The organism is Pedobacter sp. TM02, from assembly GCF_059705275.1.
On record NZ_AP046530.1, the window covers coordinates 2,036,691 to 2,055,387 of the forward strand.

Here is an 18,697-nt window from a genome sequence, read left to right on the forward strand (position 1 = left end):
TAACCAAGTAATTTTCCTATTTTTGCAGTTGAGATGAAAATCACGTAGTAAGTGATTGATAGAACAATTTTTTTAACTTTTAAATCATAGTTGTAGATGATTAACATTACTTTACCTGACGGCTCTGTCCGTCAGTATGAGCAGGGTACAACTGCCCATCAAATCGCCTTATCTATTTCAGAAGGCCTCGCCAGAAACGTTTTAGCTGCAGAAGTGAACGGAGAAGTTTGGGACTCCTCGAGACCCATCGAAATCGATTCTAGCGTGAAATTGCTCACCTGGAACGATACTGCCGGCAAATCTACTTTTTGGCACTCATCGGCTCACTTGATGGCCGAAGCCTTGGAAGCGCTTTATCCGGGAACCAAATTTGGTATCGGCCCGGCTATAGAAACCGGTTTTTATTACGATGTAGATTTTGGCGACCGCGACTTTTCTTCAGACGATTTCAAGGAAATTGAAGCTAAAATGCTCGAATTAGCCAAGCAAAAAGAGGTTTTTGAAAGAAAGAGCGTGAGCAAAGCCAATGCGATTGAATACTTTACCGAAAAAGGCGACGAGTACAAGCTCGACTTGATCGATGGCCTGGAAGACGGAAAAATCACTTTCTATACCCAAGGCCATTTTACCGATTTATGCCGTGGACCACATATCCCGAATACTGGTTTTATCAAAGCGGTTAAACTGATGAATGTGGCCGGCGCTTACTGGCGTGGCGACGAAAACAAAAAACAGCTGACCCGTATTTATGGCGTAACTTTTCCAAAGGCCAGCGAGCTGACCGACTATCTTCATATGATTGAAGAAGCGAAGAAAAGAGACCACCGCAAGTTGGGCAAAGAACTCGAATTGTTTACTTTTTCTGAAAAAGTAGGCATGGGTTTGCCCATGTGGCTGCCTAAAGGCACTGCCTTGCGCGAGCGATTGGTTAATTTCTTGGCCAAAGCCCAGGCTAAACATGGTTACGAACAAGTGGTAACACCGCATATTGGCCATAAAAACCTTTATGTAACTTCTGGCCACTATGAGAAATATGGCAAAGACAGTTTCCAGCCGATTAAAACGCCACAAGAAGGAGAGGAGTTCTTCTTAAAACCTATGAATTGTCCGCACCATTGCGAACTCTATAAATTCAAGCCTCGCTCGTACAAAGACCTTCCGGTTCGTTTTGCCGAGTTCGGTACCGTATATCGTTACGAGCAAAGCGGCGAGTTGCATGGCTTGACCCGTGTACGTGGCTTTACCCAAGACGATGCACACTTGTTCTGCAGGCCAGATCAGGTAAAGGAAGAGTTTATGAAGGTAATCGATTTGGTGCTGCACGTATTCAAATCATTAGGCTTTAGCGATTATGTTGCGCAGATTTCGCTACGCGATCCAGAGAACAAAACCAAATACATCGGCTCTGACGAGAATTGGAAATTAGCCGAGGCGGCGATTGTAGAAGCCGCTGCAGAAAAAGGCCTGCCAACCGTAGTAGAATTGGGCGAAGCCGCTTTCTATGGCCCCAAACTCGATTTCATGGTGAAGGACGCCCTTGGCCGTAAATGGCAATTGGGTACGATCCAGGTTGATTACAATTTGCCAGAGCGTTTCGAGCTGGAATATACTGGCAGCGACAACATGAAACACCGTCCGGTTATGATCCACCGTGCGCCATTTGGTTCACTCGAACGTTTCGTAGCCGTACTCATCGAGCACTGCGCCGGAAACTTCCCGTTATGGCTTTCTCCTGAACAATATATTATTCTTCCGATCTCAGAAAAGTATGAAGAATATGCAAAAAAAGTTTCAGATGAATTAAATAATTCCGATATTCGCGGGCTGATAGACTTTCGAGACGAGAAAATCGGAAGGAAAATCAGAGATGCTGAAGTTAAAAAGTTGCCTTATATGCTGATAATCGGCGAAAAAGAGCTGGCGGAAGGAAAGGTTTCGGTACGCAAGCACGGCGAGGGAGATTTGGGCGAAATGACTTTGGCAGAATTTAGCGCATTAATAATTAAAGAAATAACAGTTTAAAGAACAGACATTTGGCATTAGGTAGACCAGGATTTAATAGGGGACCACGTCCTCCTTTTAAGAAAAAAGAAGCAGAACACAATATCAATGAGCACATTAGGGCTCAAGAAGTTAGGCTGGCTGGAGATAATGTGGAGCCAGGGATTTATCCCCTGTCAAAAGCATTAGCATTAGCCGATGAGCTAGAGCTTGATTTGGTAGAGATTTCTCCTAATGCAGTTCCTCCTGTTTGTCGTATCATCGACTATAGCAAGTTCATTTACGAGCAAAAGAAAAAACAGAAGGAAATCAAGGCCAATGCCAAACAAACCGTTATTAAAGAAATTCGTTTCGGACCGAATACCAACGACCACGATTTTCAATTTAAGCTAAAGCACGCCATCGGCTTTTTAGAAAATGGCGAAAAAGTAAGGGCTTACGTACACTTTAAAGGCAGGGCCATTGTTTACAAAGAACAAGGCGAGATTTTATTGTTGAAGTTCGCACAGGCTTTAGAAGAAGTGGGTAAGGTAGAATTGTTGCCTAAATTAGAAGGAAAGCGTATGTTTTTAACATTAGCGCCTAAAGTAGCAAAGAAGTAATAAATTATATAAATTAAAACAGGGTTATGCCAAAAATGAAGACCAATTCCAGTGCCAAAAAGCGTTTCTCGCTTACTGGAACCGGTAAAATCGCAAGAAAGAACGCCTACAAAAGCCACATTTTAACCAAAATGAGCACGAAACGTAAGCGTAACTTAGGCCATACTAGTATGGTAAATGACGCTGATATGGGCAACGTTAAACGTATGCTTTGTATCGGTAAGTAATTAAATTTTTAACCAGGTACGTCGGTTGTAAGATTGCTGCGCCAATAGGCAAAACGCAACACCGCTTATCAAAAACAACACATTATGCCACGTTCGGTAAACGCAGTAGCGTCTAGACGCAGAAGAAAAAAAGTCCTTAATATGGCCAAAGGCTATTGGGGATCAAGAAGCAAGGTATTCACCATTGCCAAAAACACGGTAGAAAAAGGTTTGCAATATGCTTACCGCGACCGTAAAGTTAAGAAAAGAGAATTCCGTAGCCTATGGATCCAACGTATCAACGCTGGAGCTCGTGAGCACGGTGTATCTTACTCTCAATTGATTGGTAAATTGGCCGCTAAAAACATCGGTTTGAACCGTAAAGTTTTAGCTGACTTAGCCATGAACCACAAAGATGCTTTCAAAGCTATCATTGATGCAGTAAAATAAGATATTTCGATATCGAAAAAAGAGAGCCCCGGTTTTATCGGGGCTTTTTTTGTTTTATATTCGTGCACTATGAAAAATTATTTTTTTACCTTCCTGGCACTCTGCCTGATCTCAGCCAACTCGTTAAAGGCAGTCGAACGCGATAGCTTAAGACTGACCGTATTCGATAACATCGTGTATTACGACGGCTATGCGCAATTGGTTCCTTTAAAAGTGGAAGAGGGCATCTATCGCAGCAATACTTCCTACACCAGAAAGCTCAACGACAAGGAGATAGCCTTGTTGACAAATGGAGGGGTTAAAATGCAGGTAGACCTGAAAGCCGCCTGCGACAATTACGACCGCATTGCCAATGTAGCCTTGCTATTGATCGAAAAAGGCAAAAACTATCCGGCTGTAGCCAAACGTATAGAAATTGGTCGCTACATTACGCCGTTTATGGACATGAACAAACAACCTAATGTTAGGCCTTATTTATGGGATGCCTCTGCTATTGGCAAGATAGTTGGCAATAAGTCTCTTGCAAACCAATACGATTTTTATATCCAGATGAATGTTTTCGGCGTGCCTTATGCAGCGCAGAAGCAGGTGAAGGGATGCGAAGGCAGAAATGATGTGTTTATAGGCAATCTTTATTTTGACATCAAAGCTGGCAGGGAGAAATCAAAAACGGCTTATCAGCTGATCCCGATTGCCTACAGCGATTCGCTTAATAATTACAAAGCCACGGATAGCTTAGGCAAAACCACCCGGACCTATACTTTTAAAACCGAGAAAAACCTCAAAGACGTAGAGTTTTTTATCATTTCTTCCAATCACGGCGCGAATAAAAATGGAGAAGAATACAACAGGAGAGTACATTACATTTATGTAGATAATGTGTTGCAACTGAAGTATATCCCTGGCGAAAACACCTGTGAGCCTTACAGGCAATACAATACACAATCGAATGGGATTTATGGTAAAACACCTAAAACCGATGAGCAGTGGCAGAAATTTTCTAACTGGTGCCCTGGTGCTGTTATTCCTTTGCGCAAAATCAAGCTCGATAAGTTGCCGAAAGGCGAACACCGTTTGCAACTTGTAGTTCCTGATGCAAAGTTCGAGAACAAGGAAGGCTATATCCCTTTTTCGGCCTACGCGCTGGGCAGGTAAGAAACCTGTTATAGGGTTAAGCCTTCGCCAGCCTTTGCAATGGTCGTTTTGTCGGGATTCTGTAGCAAGGGAATATGCCCCAGGCAAGGAAGCTGGCTATAGGTTAAAATGTAGGTTTCGCTTTCTGGGTTAGTTACGCCATTAAATACAAGGCCTTTTACCGGAATCTGGTACTGCTTTAAGATGTTGATGCTGAGCAAGGTATGATTAATGCTACCCAGATAGTTTTGCGATACCAAAATCACTTCCAACTCAAGGTGTTTAATCAGGTCTACAATCAGGTGCTTGTCGTTTAACGGTACCATTAAGCCACCGGCGCCTTCTACAATTAATGTATTTTCGGTAGCAGGAAGTACGATTTTGTCGAGCTCGAGGGCAATACCATCCAACTTTGCCGACAAATGTGGCGAAAGGGGCTGGGTAAGCCGATAGGTTTCGGGATGGATAACGGTTTGGTGGTTGCTGATCAGGCTTTGAATGGCCAGACTGTCGCTTTGCTCCAAATCGCCCGACTGGATGGGTTTCCAGTAATCGGCTTGTAGTTTCTCGGTAATTACTGCGCTGGTAATGGTTTTTCCAATTCCGGTTCCAATTCCGGTTATAAAATATTTATTCGACATTTTAAATCAGTTCTTTAAGCTGCTGAACCAAAGCGGTAATTTCAGCTTCCGTATTATAGGTATGTAAACAAATCCTGAGCCTTTCTTGGCCTGCGGGTACCGTTGGACTTAAGATAGGCCTCACATCAAATCCTTTTTCCTGCAGTTGCAAAGCTGCATTTTTAGCTTCGCTATTGTTATTGAAAAGGAGGGTTTGAATGGCACTTGTACTTTGAATATGTTTGATATTTAACTTGTTGATTAATAGGTTATATGAATCTATTCTTTGATGTATTTGTTCAGTATATTTTTCCTTCGTCAGCCACTCGTAGGCACAGCATATGGCGATGATATTGTGCAAAGGCATAGCGGTGGTATAAATGAAAGAGCGGGCAAAATTAATAAGGTAATTGCGCAACACTGCCGATCCTAAAATGATAGCGCCGTGCATGCCAATGGCTTTGCCAAAAGTAACAATCCGAGCAAAAACAGCATTTTGCAGGCCTAGCTGCACCACCAATCCTTCTCCGCTTGGCCCGAATATGCCGGTAGCATGCGCTTCGTCGACAATCAAGTTGGCTCCATATTTTTGGCAGAGCTCGCTCATGTCTTTTAGTGGTGCTGCATCGCCATCCATCGAATAGATGCTTTCTACCACGACATAGATGTTTCCTGTAGCCTGTTTTAGCTTTTGTTCGAGTTCGTTGATGTTGTTGTGCCCAAACTTAAAACGGTTGGCCAAGCTCAGTCTCGATCCATCGATTAAGCTGGCATGAATAAGTTCGTCGGTTATAATGGTATCGCCACGCTGTGGAATAGCAGACAGCAAGCCTATATTGGCATCGTAACCCGAATTGAAAATCAATCCGGCCTCGGCCTGATGGAAACTGGCGATCCAGCTTTCTGTTGCTTCGGTGTAGGCATAATTGCCACTTAACAGGCGTGAACCTCCAGAACCGTTTAGGCCTGGCGCAATGCGTTTGGTTTCTGCATTGATGTATTGATGCAAGGCTGCCGAGTGCGCAAAACCCAAATAATCGTTAGAAGAAAAGTCTACCAGCGAATTTTCGTGCTTTAGCGAACGCCATAGCCCCTTTTCGCTTCGTTCTTTTAACCGTTGTTCCAAAAATGAATGGGCTTTGCTCATTGGTTTCAAAAATAAGCAATGTGCCGTATTTCTATGCTTTTAATGCCAAATAAAGTAAGGCTGCCAGGGTAGAACCGATAGCCGGACCTATAATCGGTACCCAAGCGTAGCTCCAATCGCTGCTGCCTTTGCCTTTCATGGGGATGAGGCTATGAATAAGGCGCGGACCTAAATCGCGGGCCGGGTTAATGGCATAACCAGTTGTGCCTCCCAAAGATAAACCGATTACCCAAACCAGAAAAGCAACCGGAATAGCGCCCATAGATCCCATACCGATGGTGGTGAGTTCAGGCTTGCCAAAGCTTGGATCGGTAAAATAAAAAATCACAAAAATCAACACGAAAGTTCCGATTACCTCAGAAAGAAGGTTCGACATGTTGTTTCTGATGGCTGGTGCCGTGGCAAAGGGAGCGGCCTTTAAGCCTGGATCGTCGGTAGCATCAAAATGGTCTTTGTACATCAGCCACACCAAAAACGAACCCAGCATGGCTCCTGCAATTTGCGACAATACATAATACGGAACCAAATTCCAGGCGAATTTGTGAGCAATGGCCGCGCCCAAGGTTACGATGGGGTTGAGGTGTGCGCCGCTGTATGGCGCGGCAACTACCACGGCTACAAAAACGGCCAACGCCCAGGCGGTGGTAATAACGATCCAGCCACTGCTGTTGCCCTTGGTGCCTTTAAGGACCACATTGGCCACTACGCCGTTTCCCAAAAGGATCATGATGGCGGTTCCTATAAATTCTGCAAGATATGGTGACATTTGTTTATGTTTTTAGTCGTTTTCGATAGCGTTAATTTTGGCCGCTTTGATGGCGCGGTTCCAGCCTTTGATTTTTGCGGTGTTGTCAAGCCCTTCGGTAGCGGTAAAGGTCTGGTCTATCTGCCACTGCGATTTGATTTGTGCTACACTTTCCCAAAATCCGGTGGCCAAGCCAGCCAGGTAGGCAGCCCCAATGGCCGTTACTTCGGTAATTTTGGGCCTAATGACCTTGCAGTCCAGTACATCAGCCTGAAACTGCATTAGGAGATTGTTGGCCGTAGCGCCGCCGTCAACCCTTAATTCGGCAATGCCGACACCCGCATCGCTTTCCATGGCCTTGAGTACATCCATGGTTTGATAGGCGATGCTTTCTAAAGCCGCCCTGGCTATATGCGATTTATTGGTACCCCTGGTTAGTCCGGTTATGGTGCCGCGTGCATGTTGATCCCAATGAGGAGCTCCCAAACCCGCAAAAGCAGGCACGATGTATACGCCCTGCGTATCTTTTACCTTGGCGGCCAGTTTTTCTACATCCGCCGATTTGGAAATGAAGCCCAGCTCATCCCTTAACCATTGTACAACAGCGCCAGCAATAAAAATACTGCCTTCTAAGGCATAATAAACTTCGCCATTCAGTTTCCAGGCAATAGTGGTTAACAAATTATTGGTCGATATTTTTGGTGTTTTTCCGATGTTCATCAGCATAAAGCATCCGGTACCGTAGGTGTTCTTGACCATGCCTGGCTCAATGCACATCTGTCCGAACAAAGCGGCTTGCTGGTCGCCGGCTATGCCCGCAATCGGTATTTTGGCTGCCAGTATTTGTCCGGCGGTTTCGCCATATATTTCGCTTGATGACTTTACTTCGGGCAGCATGGAGCTTGGAATGCCAAAAAGCTCAAGCAACTCCTCGTCCCATGTTAAGGTGTGGATGTTGTAAAGCAGCGTTCGAGAGGCATTACTTACGTCGGTTACGTGGGTTGCTCCGTTGGTTAGCTTCCATATTAACCAAGTATCTATGGTGCCAAAGGCCAATTCTCCCTTGGCTGCTTTTGCTGTTGCCCCTGGTACGTTTTGTAAAATCCATCGGGCTTTGGTAGCCGAAAAGTAGGAGTCGATAATCAGTCCGGTTTTATCTTGTAAGGATTTGGCCAAGCCTTTGCTTTTGATTTCGTCGCAATAGGCCGAAGTGCGCCTGTCTTGCCAAACAATGGCATTGTATATCGGCTGGCCGGTTGCCCGGTCCCAAACCACGGTAGTTTCCCTCTGGTTGGTGATGCCGATGGCATCAATGTCTTTGGCCGTTAATCCGGCTTTGACGATGGCTTCGGCCGCAACGGCCAATTGGGTAGACCATATCTCGAGCGGATCGTGTTCAACCCATCCAGCTTCGGGATAAATCTGCTTGAATTCTTTTTGCGCAATAGATACGATTTCGCCACTGCGGTTAAATACAATGGCTCTCGAACTCGTTGTTCCTTGGTCGAGCGCTAACACATAGTTGCCCATAAGTATATATTTGGTTAAGGTTTTAGTTCGTCAAGTATTTATTGACCTTGATAAACATAGCCATTAGCTAATTTATTAAATTTTTCGATTTGGTCTGCTTCCCATTTTTTATCGAGGCCTAATTCAGCAGCCATCAGTCCAGCTACTAGCGTACTCATTTCAATAGCGGCCTTGGCATCGATAAATAGCACCCTCAATCTTCTGCTCAGCACATCTTCTACCGTCAATGCCATTTCGCTCCGTACCGCCCAGATTACTTCTGCTGCCATATAGGGGAAACTTGGATGCAAAAGTACCAACAGCGCTGGTCTTTGCAGGCACAAATCTTCGATATGCTTGCGGTCTGTGCCGTAGGTATTGAGATAATCGTTGCCTGTGGCCTGGCTATTGCCGTGTATGGGCAAATGCTGGGTAGCGCAGGGGCGAGGGGCAAGGCCCATTTCGCCGATGGCCAGGTTTACGGTGTCTTCGGCCATTTTGCGGTAAGTAGTCCATTTGCCACCAGTAATAGTGAGCAAGCCTTTGGCAGAAACTACTAATTTATGGTCGCGACTAATTTCTTTGGTGCTATTTTTCCCCGCTTTAGCTGGGGCAGCCAGGGGTCTAAGGCCAGAAAATACGCTCAGGATATCGCTGGTGGTAGGCTCGTTCTCAAAATAGGCACTCGCATTGTTCAAAATAAAATCTATTTCCTGTTGTAAGGCCCTAGGTTCGAGGCTATGTTCTTCAATGGGGGTGTCGGTGGTGCCAACCAATAGATGTTCATGCCAAGGTACGGCAAAAAGTACCCTTTTGTCGCTGGTTTTGGGTATCATTAAAGCATAGCTGCTGTTTAAGAACTCCCTTTTAAGCACCAGGTGTACGCCTTGGCTCGGACGTACCATTTGAGCCGCATTTGGGTTGTTGAGTTTTAAAATGTCATCGACAAAGATACCGGTAGCATTGATTACGCATTTTGCGCCGAAATTATAGCGACCATCAGACAGCGCATCTTTTACTTCAACGCCACAAACGGTATCGCCATTTTTGAGGAGCCGGGTAACCTGCATGTAATTGATGAGCATGGCACCTTGTTCTTGTGCAGTTTGCATGAGGTTAATGGCCAGACGGGCATCGTCGAATTTGCCATCGAAATAACTGATGCCGCCCTTCAGTCCTTTGCTTTTAATGCCGGGCATTAATGCGCTTATTTCTTTTTGGGGTCTGTAGCGCGATTTGCCAAAGCTCAGTTTGCCGGCCAGCCAATCGTATAGCGTAAGGCCAATGCCATATTTAAGTATCGACCACCAGGAATAACAGGGAATGATGAATTCTTCTTTATGGACCAGGTGCGCTGCATTTTTGGCCAATAAGCCACGTTCTCTTAAGGCATGTTTTACCAATCCGATATCGCCTTGCGCCAAATACCTTACGCCACCATGTACTAGTTTGGTGCTTCTGCTCGACGTGCCTTTGGCAAAATCGGCCTGTTCAACCAATAAGGTTCGGAGGCCCCGATTGGCTGCATCAACGGCAATGCCCAATCCGGTTGCCCCACCACCAATAATGATGATGTCCCAATCAATTTGGGTGGCAAAAAGGTAATAGTCTGGTTTGCGCATCAGGATAAATGTAATCAATAAATACAACAACCAATAAGGCTTTTGCTAATGTTAACATTGGCCATCCCATAATTAAGCTTTGAATTAAAGGCTTTTGCTGTTCTTGTTTTTAAGTTAAATATAAATTAACAAATGGATAACAATAGCTTTATAGCTTAGCCCATGAAATGGAACTTAATTACAGGGTGCTAAATGATGAAGATCTGATCGGTTTAATTAAGCTCAATGACGGCTTGGCGCTAGAGTGCTTGTTCAACCGATATTACCAGTCGCTTTGCAGGTTCATTGCCATCCATTTAAAAGATTACAGCAGGGCCGAAGAGCTTATTGCCGATCTTTTTATCAAGTTGTGGGACAACCGCTCTACGCAAGAAATCAGATCGGTGAAAGCCTATTTGTTTATCGCAGCTAAAAATATGGCCATTAATCATGCCCAAAGGCCTAAAAACAAAATCGACTATTGCGAAGATTACGAGTCCGCTGTCGAGTTGCCACATACCGGACCGAACCCGTTCGATATCATTTCGAGCAAAGAAGCTTATCATGAAATGATGCAGCTGATCTGGCTTTTGCCCGAACGCCAACGAGAAGTGCTGCTGATGAGCCGGCTAGACGATTTAGACAAAAATAACATTGCTGCTATTCTCGGCATTTCGGTACGTACGGTCGAAACCACTTTGTACCAGGCTATCAAAACCCTGCAACACATGGTAAAGACCTCGCCAAATCAACTTTAATGCAGTTTCTTGCTGGTTAACTTTTTCTTAATATAAACTTAACTTTTTTAACTACGTATTGAACTTCCAGATTCCTGTCTTAGCTATAGAACACGGATTTTAATGGAAGAATACTACTATCAGTTAATAGCACATTATTTTAACAAATCGATCAATAGTGAAGAACTGCAACAGCTCAAGTATTGGGTTGAGCGCAATGAGTCTAATCAGCGTAAATTCCGCGAGGTACTGAGGATTTTTGAAGCTGCAGAAAGGTATGGACAGCAACCTACCAGCCAAACCAAGAGCTGGGCGCTTGTTGCTAATCACATCTTGCAAAGCTTGGCAAACGAGGAGCCAAAGCCTAAAATAAAAAAACTAGGCGGGTGGCATCGCTATGCTATGGCGGCCATGGTAGTGATGGTTTGTGGCACCGGATTGCTGCTGTTTAAATCAGACCGGGCCAAGACAGGGCAACAGACCATTGTAAAGGTTATCAGCAATCCAAACGGCGAGCAACGTTCGATTACCATGCCCGATGGCTCGGTAGTTTACCTCAATGCCGGTAGCCGCATGAGCTACAATGCCCATTTTAGTGCCGATAAAAGAGAAGTAAAATTAGAGGGCGAAGCCTTTTTTGATGTGGTGCACGAAGCAAGAAGGCCATTCGTTGTCAGAACCGGCAAAGTATCGACTACCGTGTTGGGTACCTCGTTCAACATCAAGGCATTTCCGGCCAAAGCCGTAGAGGTTACCGTAGAAACCGGAAAGGTTGGCGTAGTGCTGCAAAGGGCAAATAAAAAAGATATAATCAATTTCCTGTTGCCTAACGAACAGCTGCTGATTGATGCCACTACCGAAAAAATAGTGAAACAAAGCATCAATGCCACAGCGGTAAGTGGCTGGAAACAATATAAGCTGGTTTTTTACAACATGTCAATGCAGGATATTGCAGCCTCGATAGAGCGGGCTTACGATGTAAAGATCAGCTTCAAACAGCCTCAAACAGCCCAGCTGAAACTAACGGCAAAATTCGACAAATGTGGCATCAAGCAGGTTATGGAGGTGCTTTCGAAACTTGCAGGCACCCATTACGATATTAAACAAAACAACATCACTATTTATTAAAGCACGAAAAAACTATGGCATAAAAAATTGACGATTACACAAAAAAACCAGAGTTCGCTGATAACGGCTCTGGCTTCCTAAAACACGCTGACAACGCATTTATAAGTAAAAAATTGAATAAATATATGAAAATTAATTTCCGGTGGGTAAGAAATGCCCATCAACGTGCAATAAAGACATTAATTTGCATGATATTGCTCTTGGTGCAGCTGCTGCCTGCCCAAGTGTATGCACAAACCGATAAGAAAATCAGGTTCAGTGCAAACGACATCACGATTAAACAGGCATTTGAGCAACTCGAAAAACTGAGCGGCATGAGCATCAGCTATAACAACAGCCAGTTTAACGACCAGCTAAAGGTGCAGATTGCCCAAAAGGAACGTACGGTTGCCGAAGCCTTAAACCTGATTTTGAAAGATCTTCCGGTTACTTTTAAGGTAGCGGGCGATAAAAATATCCTGATTGTGAAGAGGGCAACCACTACAGGTAAATTAGCGGGCAGGGTAACCGACGATAGTGGCAGTCCCATCCCGGCAGCGGTTATCCATATTGTTGAAGTCAACAGGACTATCCAAAGTGCCAACGATGGTACTTTTAGCCTCAACCTCGAACCTAATGTTTATACGGTTGAAGTAAGGTATATCTCGTTCGAAAGCGCAAGACACCAGCAGGTTAAAGTTGTGGCTAACCAAACGGTTACGCTCAATGTGGTACTTAAAGCATCAAGTACGGCTTTGGATGAAGTAGTGGTGACGGCACTGGGTATCAAACGCGAGGAACGCTCATTGGGTTATGCCGTTACCAAAATAGACAGCACCCAGCTAACCGATGCCATCTCCAGCAACTGGACCGACGCTTTGTCGGGTAAGGTAGCGGGACTGAATTTGGTACGTAACAGCGGTCCTGCCGGATCGAACAAGATCATTTTAAGGGGCGAAAACAATTTGACAGGCGATAATGAAGCGCTCATTGTTATTGATGGGGTAGTGGCCAGCAGCAGCTCTAGGCGTACGGCAGCTTCGTCTGGTGGTGTTTACGGTACTTCTGGAGACATTATGCCTCCCGATTTTGGAAGTGCCCTTAACGATTTGAATCCCGATGATATCGAAAGCGTAACCATATTGAAAGGACCGGGAGCAGCGGCTTTGTACGGTCAGCGTGGTGCCAATGGTGCAGTAATTATCACAACCAAATCGGCCAACGCCAAAAGAAAGAAAATCGGAATTACCTTTACTTCCAATACTTCGTGGGAACAGGTAAACCGTGGGCCTGATGTGCAGACCGAATTTGGTCAAGGTCAATATGGCGTGCCTTATTTCTCTTATGGTGCTACCGAAGATGGCGCCAGTACAAATGCAACCAGTGCTACCTGGGGTGCGCCTTTTACCCCAGGCGCCTATTATTATCAATACGATCCGGCTACGAAAACGCGCGGAACGACCAGAACGCCGTGGGTTGCCTATCAAAATCCGATTGATGCCTTTTTTAGAACAGGTTACGAAACTTCCAACTCGATAAGCATTGATGGTACCGTTAAAAAAGTAGGGCTTCGTTTTTCGGCAAGCCATGGCAATAACGAATGGATTGTGCCTAACACAGGCTTGGAGCGTACTTCAGTGTCTTTATCGGCCAATTCGAAAATCACCAAAAACTTTAACCTGTCGGTAAAGGCAGCCTACAACAACAGGCATAGCGACAATTTGCCGGCTACGGGTTATGGCAACCAATCGTTGATGTATTGGTTCATGTTTGCCCAGCCCAACGTCAATGTTGACTGGTACAGAGATTATTGGGTGCCGGGGAAAGAACTCCTGCAGTTTGTAAACATTACCACTACCAATCCGGAAAGCCCTTATGCCATATCGGAGCAATACATCAATGCTCAACGACGTAACGGCTTAACCGGAAACGTACAGGCCACTTATAACTTTACCAAAGCATTGAGCTTAATGGTAAGGGCTACCTTGGATATGATTAAGGATGTACGCGAAACCAAGCGTCCGTATGATGCGGCCGGCAACAAATTTGCGCAAGGCTCATACAGGGAGCAAAATATCAATTCGTACGAGGCCAGCGCCGATTTTATGCTCAAATACCAGAAACAGGTTAGCCGTTCGGTTAATTTTTCGGTGAGTGCAGGTGGCAGCCAATTGAGAAACGAATACAAAAAAGCCGAACTTCGGGCCGACGGATTGGTTGTGCCTGGCGTTTACAGATTGGATAATAATGCCAATCCTTTGATTTCTGTTCCAGATACGGCAAGATACAGGATCAACAGTTTTTATGGAACCATGTCGGTAAGCTATAAAAACTACCTATATCTAGACTTAACCGGTCGTAAAGATTGGAGCAGCGTATTGGCCACACCAACCCGTACCGATAACGTTGGGTTTTTCTATCCTTCGGCCAGCTTGTCTTTTGTGCCATCAGATTTATGGAAGATGCCAAAAGCCATCAATTTTGCCAAACTAAGGGCATCGGTTTCTATTGTAGGCAGTGGGGGTACAACCCCGTATCGAACGGCCTACAATTATGCTTTGGCCGCCAACGGCATTTATCCGGATAGCGCCATGACCAATCCAAGCATATTGCCAAACCCAAATCTAAAACCGCTTAAAACAACTACGATTGAGGTTGGCGCCGAGTTGAGGTTGTTTAACAATAGGCTTAACCTGGATTTTGCTGCCTACATGGGCAATACCAAAAACCAGATCTTGAGTCGCCAGGTAGACCGCGCTACCGGTTACAGCATTGCCATTTTTAATGCCGGCAGGGTTGATAACAAAGGTATCGAGCTTTCGGCAAACGGCACCGTGTTGCAACGCAGAAACTTCAAGTGGACATTGAATGGTACGTTCTCTGCCAACCGCAACAAAATCAAGGAGCTGGCCGACAGTTCGGTTATCCTACGTTCGGGTGCCTTGGGTGGTGCCCAGGTTGTGGCTAACGTAGGTGGCAGCATGGGCGATTTGTACGGCAGGGGCTTTATGCGTTCGCCCGATGGCCAGATTATTTATGATGCTGTTACCGGCAATGCCAAAATCAATACGACTGATCTTATGTATCTCGGAAACACTATCCCCAAATTCAGGTTCAGTTTTGGTACAGGCATTAGCTATGGTTCGTTTAGCACCAATGTCCTGTTTGATGCGCAACTAGGGGCAGTGGGCCACTCGCTTACCTTTTCGAGGATGGCCGCTTTGGGTAAACTCAAGGTCACCTTGCCCGGTCGCTACAATGGTGTTATCGGACCCGGCGTGGTTCAAAATGCAGATGGTACCTTCCGTAAGAACGATGTGATTGCTACCAACTTCGAAAATTACTATACCTCGCTTTACGGATCAGACCAAGCGGAAGGAAGTGTTTTCAGAACAGACTACCTGAAGTTCAGGGAGGCCAACATCACCTACGCATTGAGCAAAAGATTGGTAAGTAGTTTAGGGCTGAATAAAGTGACCATCGGCGTATATGGCCGTAACCTGTTCATCTGGTCGCCATGGCCTGCATTCGATCCGGAGTTCGGAACCCTGGCCGGATCAGATATTACACAAGGTTTCGAAACGGGTCAGTTGCCTTCTACCCGCACTTTTGGGGCACGTTTAGTAGTTGGTCTTTAATGGAAAAAAGAAATGAAAAGAATTAAAAATAAAATCAGTTATAGCTTGTTGTTGGCATTTGGCATCAGCCTTTCGTCATGCGATAAAAATTTTGAAGCCATCAATACCGATCCGATCGGCAAGGGCACTACAACGGCAAACCAGTTGTTGGCACCCGCATTGGTCAATGTTTTGTACGCCAATATGTCGCGTAACCGTTCGTTTAACAACGAATTGATGCAGGTTACCGTAGCGCTCAGCGATGCAGAAGCTCAGGTTTTTAGGTACGACTACAGACGTTCGTGGTCTGATTATACCTGGAATGTTTGGTACCCCGAGTTAACCAACCTGAAAGACATTTATACCATAGCCAGCCAGCCTGCTACCTTGAACAAGTCTTATCAGGGCATTTCGCTGATTACCCAGGCTTGGGTTTACCAGCTGCTTACCGATACTTATGGCGATGTACCTTATTTTGATGCCAACAAAGGCAAGGAAGGAGTTTATGAACCGGCATTCGATAAGCAGAAGGATATTTATCTCGACTTGTTCAAAAAACTGGAAGAAGCCAATACGCTGCTAGAGGCCGGTAATGCTATTATTCCAACTGGCGATCCGGTATACAAAGGTGATGTAAATAAATGGAGAAGGTTAGGGAATTCCCTGTACCTGAGGTTGCTGTTGCGCGTTTCGGGCAAATCGGAAGTTTCGGCACAGGCGATTGCAAAAATCAAGGAAATGATCGATACCAACCCAGCCAAATATCCGATTATGGAAAACAATGACCATACCGCCAAAATTTTGTGGAATGGCACCAACAGCAGTACAGCGGTGTATTCGTCGCCGTACATGATTGGGGTGAGGGCTGTCGATTTTAGGGGTACGGCCATAACGAGCTTTTTTATCGACAAGTTGGCGGCCTGGAATGATCCGCGATTGAATGGAGCCTTGGGCAAGGGTGGTACAAATCGTTGGGGTATAGCCCAAAGTGCAACCGGAGGCTATGTGGGCGTGCCGAGTGGCTATGCGCCCGGAACGGGTATGCCTAAACAGGCTTATTTTTATTCGGATGCACAAAATGCAGGCATTACTTTGCAAACAGACCCTTACACTGGTATCATCATGAACTGTGCAGAGGTTGATTTTATTTTGGCCGAATCCGCCGTAAGGGGCTGGATCAATGGCAACGCCGAATCCTATTACAACAAAGGTATCGTTGATGGCATCAATTATTGGCTGCCTAACTACATGTCAAAAGCAACAGATCAGGTCTTTTTAGATTACATCAGAACAGCTGATATTGAATGGTTGGATTATTTGCCGTTGGATAATACCGATATCAATGGCAACAGCAAGCTGGAAATGATCCACCGCCAAAAATATTATGCCATGTTCCTGGTCGATTTCCAGCAATGGTACGAATACCGCCGTACAGGCCATCCCATTTTGCCAAAAGGAAGCGGACTGGCCAACGGAGGGGTAATGCCTGCCAGGATGAGCTATCCGCTCATCAGCCAATCGGCCAATCCAACCAGCTATAAAAATGCCGTTGCTGCACAAGGGCCCGACGAAATCAGTACCCGTGTTTGGTGGCAAAAGCCTTAATTTTTGAATAATAGACAAGATTTTTATGAAAAAGATATTGATAAATTGCTTCCTCCTCACGGCTTGTGTTGCCATTTGGATGGGTTGCAAAAGAGATAGCGATTATATTATAAGTACGCCGAGCGACTTCATCTCTAATTTCGATTTGCGCAAGTTATACCGCGGTGCCGATGTGACCTTAACCAAAGAGAACATGCGGGCGGCCACCTCTTTAAAAGGCCAGGTCATTTCAGATCACTCGGGCAATAACTTGCCGGCCGGACTTTTGGTGGTGCAAAACCTAAGGGCAACCGGCAATGGCATCGATTCGCTACGTGGTATCGCCATCAACATCGGTGCCGATGCTGCCAAATATGTTCCCGGCGATTCGGTACATGTTAAAATAGAGGGTGGTGTTTTGAAAAGAGTAGATGGCATACTGGAAGTTACCGGCATTTCTGGTGCCAATGTAACCAAAATCTCCTCTGGCCGAAAACTGATTATCAACAGGGGGTTCATTAACCTTATTAATAGTCAGCCAGATAAATACGAAAGCACCTTTTTGAATATCTGGAAAGGAACCTATAATCCGAGCTTGGCCCCATCAGCAGTATTTGCGGGTAGCAAGACATTGAATGATGGTACGGGAGATATTATACTTTTTACCCAGAACAATGCGGTTTTTGCAAATACTACTCCGCCGTATTCTGCCGATTACAGAGGTATTGTTTTAAACGGCATACAAGATGGCAAGTTGCAGCCAAGGTTTTATATCCGTACGCTTGCTGATGCCTTCGTGTTAAGTTCAACACCCGATGTTCCAGAATTCATCATCACAGGTTTCATTAACGACCCTCAAGGCAGCGATACCAATGCCGAATATATTCAGTGCAGGGCCACTAAGGATATCAATTTTGCGGATACTAAATTCACCATCGTCACCAACAACAATGCAGGTGCCACACTTCCGGTTGGCTATCCTGCAGAAGGTTGGGCGACTGGAAGTGGCAAAACCTATAAGCTAGAGCTGACCGCTGGCACGGTATCAAAAGGCGAGTTTTTTTACGTAGGTGCTTCTAACAAATTAATTAATGGTGCTGGGTCAACTTCTATTGCTGCTTCAAAATGGATCAGGTCGGCAGCTTACAACACCAATAGTCCGTTTTTCAATTCGTCGAATACCACCAGGGGAAGCTCGACCACCAATTTATTGGCCAATAGTGGCAATGCTTTTGGTATAGCTGTTTTCCGTGGTATTGCTGTTGATAAGACTACTGTACCGATTGATGTGGTTTTTGTACACAATGGTGGCAGCCTGTACGACTCGGCAAATCAAGTGGGCTACCGCATCGGCAATACCGATGTTTACGATGTGGTTGACCATAATACCAACAAGGCGCAGCCTTTTTTCCTTTCTGGATCAAACACACAAAAATTTACCTATCAACCTAATGCGGGCGCTGCTGATGGCTCTGGTCAGGGTTATTGGTTTGCCTTGGGTGGCGTTTTCGATACTACTTTGGGCAAATGGGTAAAAGCCAGGTCGCATGTCCATATCAAGCTGAGCAGTAGTTCTGCCATCAGCGAGATTGAGACCACCAATGCAACGGAGTTAAAATAAAAACCTAAATGGCATC

General features: G+C 45.3%; 15 protein-coding genes. 10 read left to right on the forward strand and 5 right to left on the reverse strand.

The features are described from left to right. The first annotated feature begins 96 nt into the window (after nt 1–96). The 5 genes from thrS to AC6H1S_RS08530 all read left to right on the forward strand — a co-directional run bounded on the left by thrS (nt 97) and on the right by AC6H1S_RS08530 (nt 4,414). Nucleotides 97–2,022 (forward strand): threonine--tRNA ligase, encoded by a 1,926-nt coding sequence (gene thrS, locus AC6H1S_RS08510; protein WP_497565886.1) that lies wholly within the window; start codon nt 97–99, stop codon nt 2,020–2,022. 11 nt (nt 2,023–2,033) lie between these two features. Beyond that, nucleotides 2,034–2,603 (forward strand): translation initiation factor IF-3, encoded by a 570-nt coding sequence (infC, locus tag AC6H1S_RS08515; protein WP_199141184.1) that lies wholly within the window; start codon nt 2,034–2,036, stop codon nt 2,601–2,603. A 26-nt stretch (nt 2,604–2,629) separates the two neighbouring features. Then, nucleotides 2,630–2,830: a 50S ribosomal protein L35 gene (gene rpmI / locus AC6H1S_RS08520; protein WP_330106756.1), complete on the forward strand. Its 201-nt coding sequence runs from the start codon at nt 2,630–2,632 to the stop codon at nt 2,828–2,830. An 84-nt stretch (nt 2,831–2,914) separates the two neighbouring features. Further along, nucleotides 2,915–3,259 (forward strand): 50S ribosomal protein L20, encoded by a 345-nt coding sequence (gene rplT, locus AC6H1S_RS08525; RefSeq protein ID WP_330106755.1) that lies wholly within the window; start codon nt 2,915–2,917, stop codon nt 3,257–3,259. A 69-nt stretch (nt 3,260–3,328) separates the two neighbouring features. Next, the gene (locus tag AC6H1S_RS08530; RefSeq protein ID WP_497565887.1) at nt 3,329–4,414 is read left to right on the forward strand and encodes a peptide-N-glycosidase F-related protein; all 1,086 of its coding nucleotides are present in this window, start codon (nt 3,329–3,331) and stop codon (nt 4,412–4,414) included. Between the two features lie 8 nt (nt 4,415–4,422). On the opposite strand, the gene bioD is transcribed toward AC6H1S_RS08530, so the two are convergent. From bioD to AC6H1S_RS08555, 5 genes are read right to left on the reverse strand one after another with little or no spacing between them, the layout of a single operon-like run. Continuing rightward, nucleotides 4,423–5,034: a dethiobiotin synthase gene (gene bioD / locus AC6H1S_RS08535; protein ID WP_497565888.1), complete on the reverse strand. Its 612-nt coding sequence runs from the start codon at nt 5,032–5,034 to the stop codon at nt 4,423–4,425. Nucleotide 5,035: 1 nt separating this feature from the next. After that, nucleotides 5,036–6,160, reverse strand: a complete 1,125-nt coding sequence (locus AC6H1S_RS08540; protein WP_497565889.1) for an aminotransferase class I/II-fold pyridoxal phosphate-dependent enzyme — start codon at nt 6,158–6,160, stop codon at nt 5,036–5,038. A gap of 31 nt (nt 6,161–6,191) precedes the next feature. Next, nucleotides 6,192–6,926, reverse strand: a complete 735-nt coding sequence (locus AC6H1S_RS08545) for an MIP/aquaporin family protein (protein WP_497565890.1) — start codon at nt 6,924–6,926, stop codon at nt 6,192–6,194. Between the two features lie 12 nt (nt 6,927–6,938). Continuing rightward, complete coding sequence (gene glpK / locus AC6H1S_RS08550; RefSeq protein ID WP_199140816.1) at nt 6,939–8,435, reverse strand: glycerol kinase GlpK; 1,497 nt, start codon at nt 8,433–8,435, stop codon at nt 6,939–6,941. 38 nt (nt 8,436–8,473) lie between these two features. Continuing rightward, a complete protein-coding gene (locus AC6H1S_RS08555; RefSeq protein WP_497566024.1) occupies nt 8,474–10,036 on the reverse strand; it encodes a glycerol-3-phosphate dehydrogenase/oxidase in 1,563 nt (520 codons plus the stop codon). Nucleotides 10,037–10,203: 167 nt separating this feature from the next. Here AC6H1S_RS08555 and AC6H1S_RS08560 point away from each other — a divergent pair, with 167 nt between their 5' ends. From AC6H1S_RS08560 to AC6H1S_RS08580, 5 genes are all read left to right on the forward strand, one after another. Next, nucleotides 10,204–10,773, forward strand: a complete 570-nt coding sequence (locus tag AC6H1S_RS08560; protein ID WP_497565891.1) for an RNA polymerase sigma factor — start codon at nt 10,204–10,206, stop codon at nt 10,771–10,773. A gap of 102 nt (nt 10,774–10,875) precedes the next feature. Next, entirely contained in the window at nt 10,876–11,880 is a 1,005-nt protein-coding gene (locus AC6H1S_RS08565) for a FecR family protein (RefSeq protein ID WP_497565892.1), read from the forward strand. 188 nt (nt 11,881–12,068) lie between these two features. Then, a complete protein-coding gene (locus AC6H1S_RS08570; protein WP_497565893.1) occupies nt 12,069–15,497 on the forward strand; it encodes a SusC/RagA family TonB-linked outer membrane protein in 3,429 nt (1,142 codons plus the stop codon). Nucleotides 15,498–15,509: 12 nt separating this feature from the next. Next, on the forward strand, nt 15,510–17,081 hold the full coding sequence (locus AC6H1S_RS08575) for a SusD/RagB family nutrient-binding outer membrane lipoprotein (protein WP_497565894.1): 1,572 nt from the start codon (nt 15,510–15,512) through the stop codon (nt 17,079–17,081). Nucleotides 17,082–17,106: 25 nt separating this feature from the next. After that, complete coding sequence (locus AC6H1S_RS08580; RefSeq protein WP_497565895.1) at nt 17,107–18,681, forward strand: DUF5689 domain-containing protein; 1,575 nt, start codon at nt 17,107–17,109, stop codon at nt 18,679–18,681. Nucleotides 18,682–18,697 lie beyond the last annotated feature (16 nt).

Coding starts and splice junctions, on each gene's coding strand:
- thrS (WP_497565886.1), top strand. CDS start 97: ATGATTAACATTACTTTACCTGACGGCTCTGTCCGTCAGTATGAGCAG.
- bioD (WP_497565888.1), bottom strand. CDS start 5,034: ATGTCGAATAAATATTTTATAACCGGAATTGGAACCGGAATTGGAAAA.
- rpmI (WP_330106756.1), top strand. CDS start 2,630: ATGCCAAAAATGAAGACCAATTCCAGTGCCAAAAAGCGTTTCTCGCTT.
- AC6H1S_RS08555 (WP_497566024.1), bottom strand. CDS start 10,036: ATGCGCAAACCAGACTATTACCTTTTTGCCACCCAAATTGATTGGGAC.
- AC6H1S_RS08580 (WP_497565895.1), top strand. CDS start 17,107: ATGAAAAAGATATTGATAAATTGCTTCCTCCTCACGGCTTGTGTTGCC.
- AC6H1S_RS08545 (WP_497565890.1), bottom strand. CDS start 6,926: ATGTCACCATATCTTGCAGAATTTATAGGAACCGCCATCATGATCCTT.
- AC6H1S_RS08575 (WP_497565894.1), top strand. CDS start 15,510: ATGAAAAGAATTAAAAATAAAATCAGTTATAGCTTGTTGTTGGCATTT.
- AC6H1S_RS08570 (WP_497565893.1), top strand. CDS start 12,069: ATGATATTGCTCTTGGTGCAGCTGCTGCCTGCCCAAGTGTATGCACAA.
- AC6H1S_RS08530 (WP_497565887.1), top strand. CDS start 3,329: ATGAAAAATTATTTTTTTACCTTCCTGGCACTCTGCCTGATCTCAGCC.
- rplT (WP_330106755.1), top strand. CDS start 2,915: ATGCCACGTTCGGTAAACGCAGTAGCGTCTAGACGCAGAAGAAAAAAA.
- glpK (WP_199140816.1), bottom strand. CDS start 8,435: ATGGGCAACTATGTGTTAGCGCTCGACCAAGGAACAACGAGTTCGAGA.
- AC6H1S_RS08540 (WP_497565889.1), bottom strand. CDS start 6,160: ATGAGCAAAGCCCATTCATTTTTGGAACAACGGTTAAAAGAACGAAGC.
- AC6H1S_RS08560 (WP_497565891.1), top strand. CDS start 10,204: ATGGAACTTAATTACAGGGTGCTAAATGATGAAGATCTGATCGGTTTA.
- AC6H1S_RS08565 (WP_497565892.1), top strand. CDS start 10,876: ATGGAAGAATACTACTATCAGTTAATAGCACATTATTTTAACAAATCG.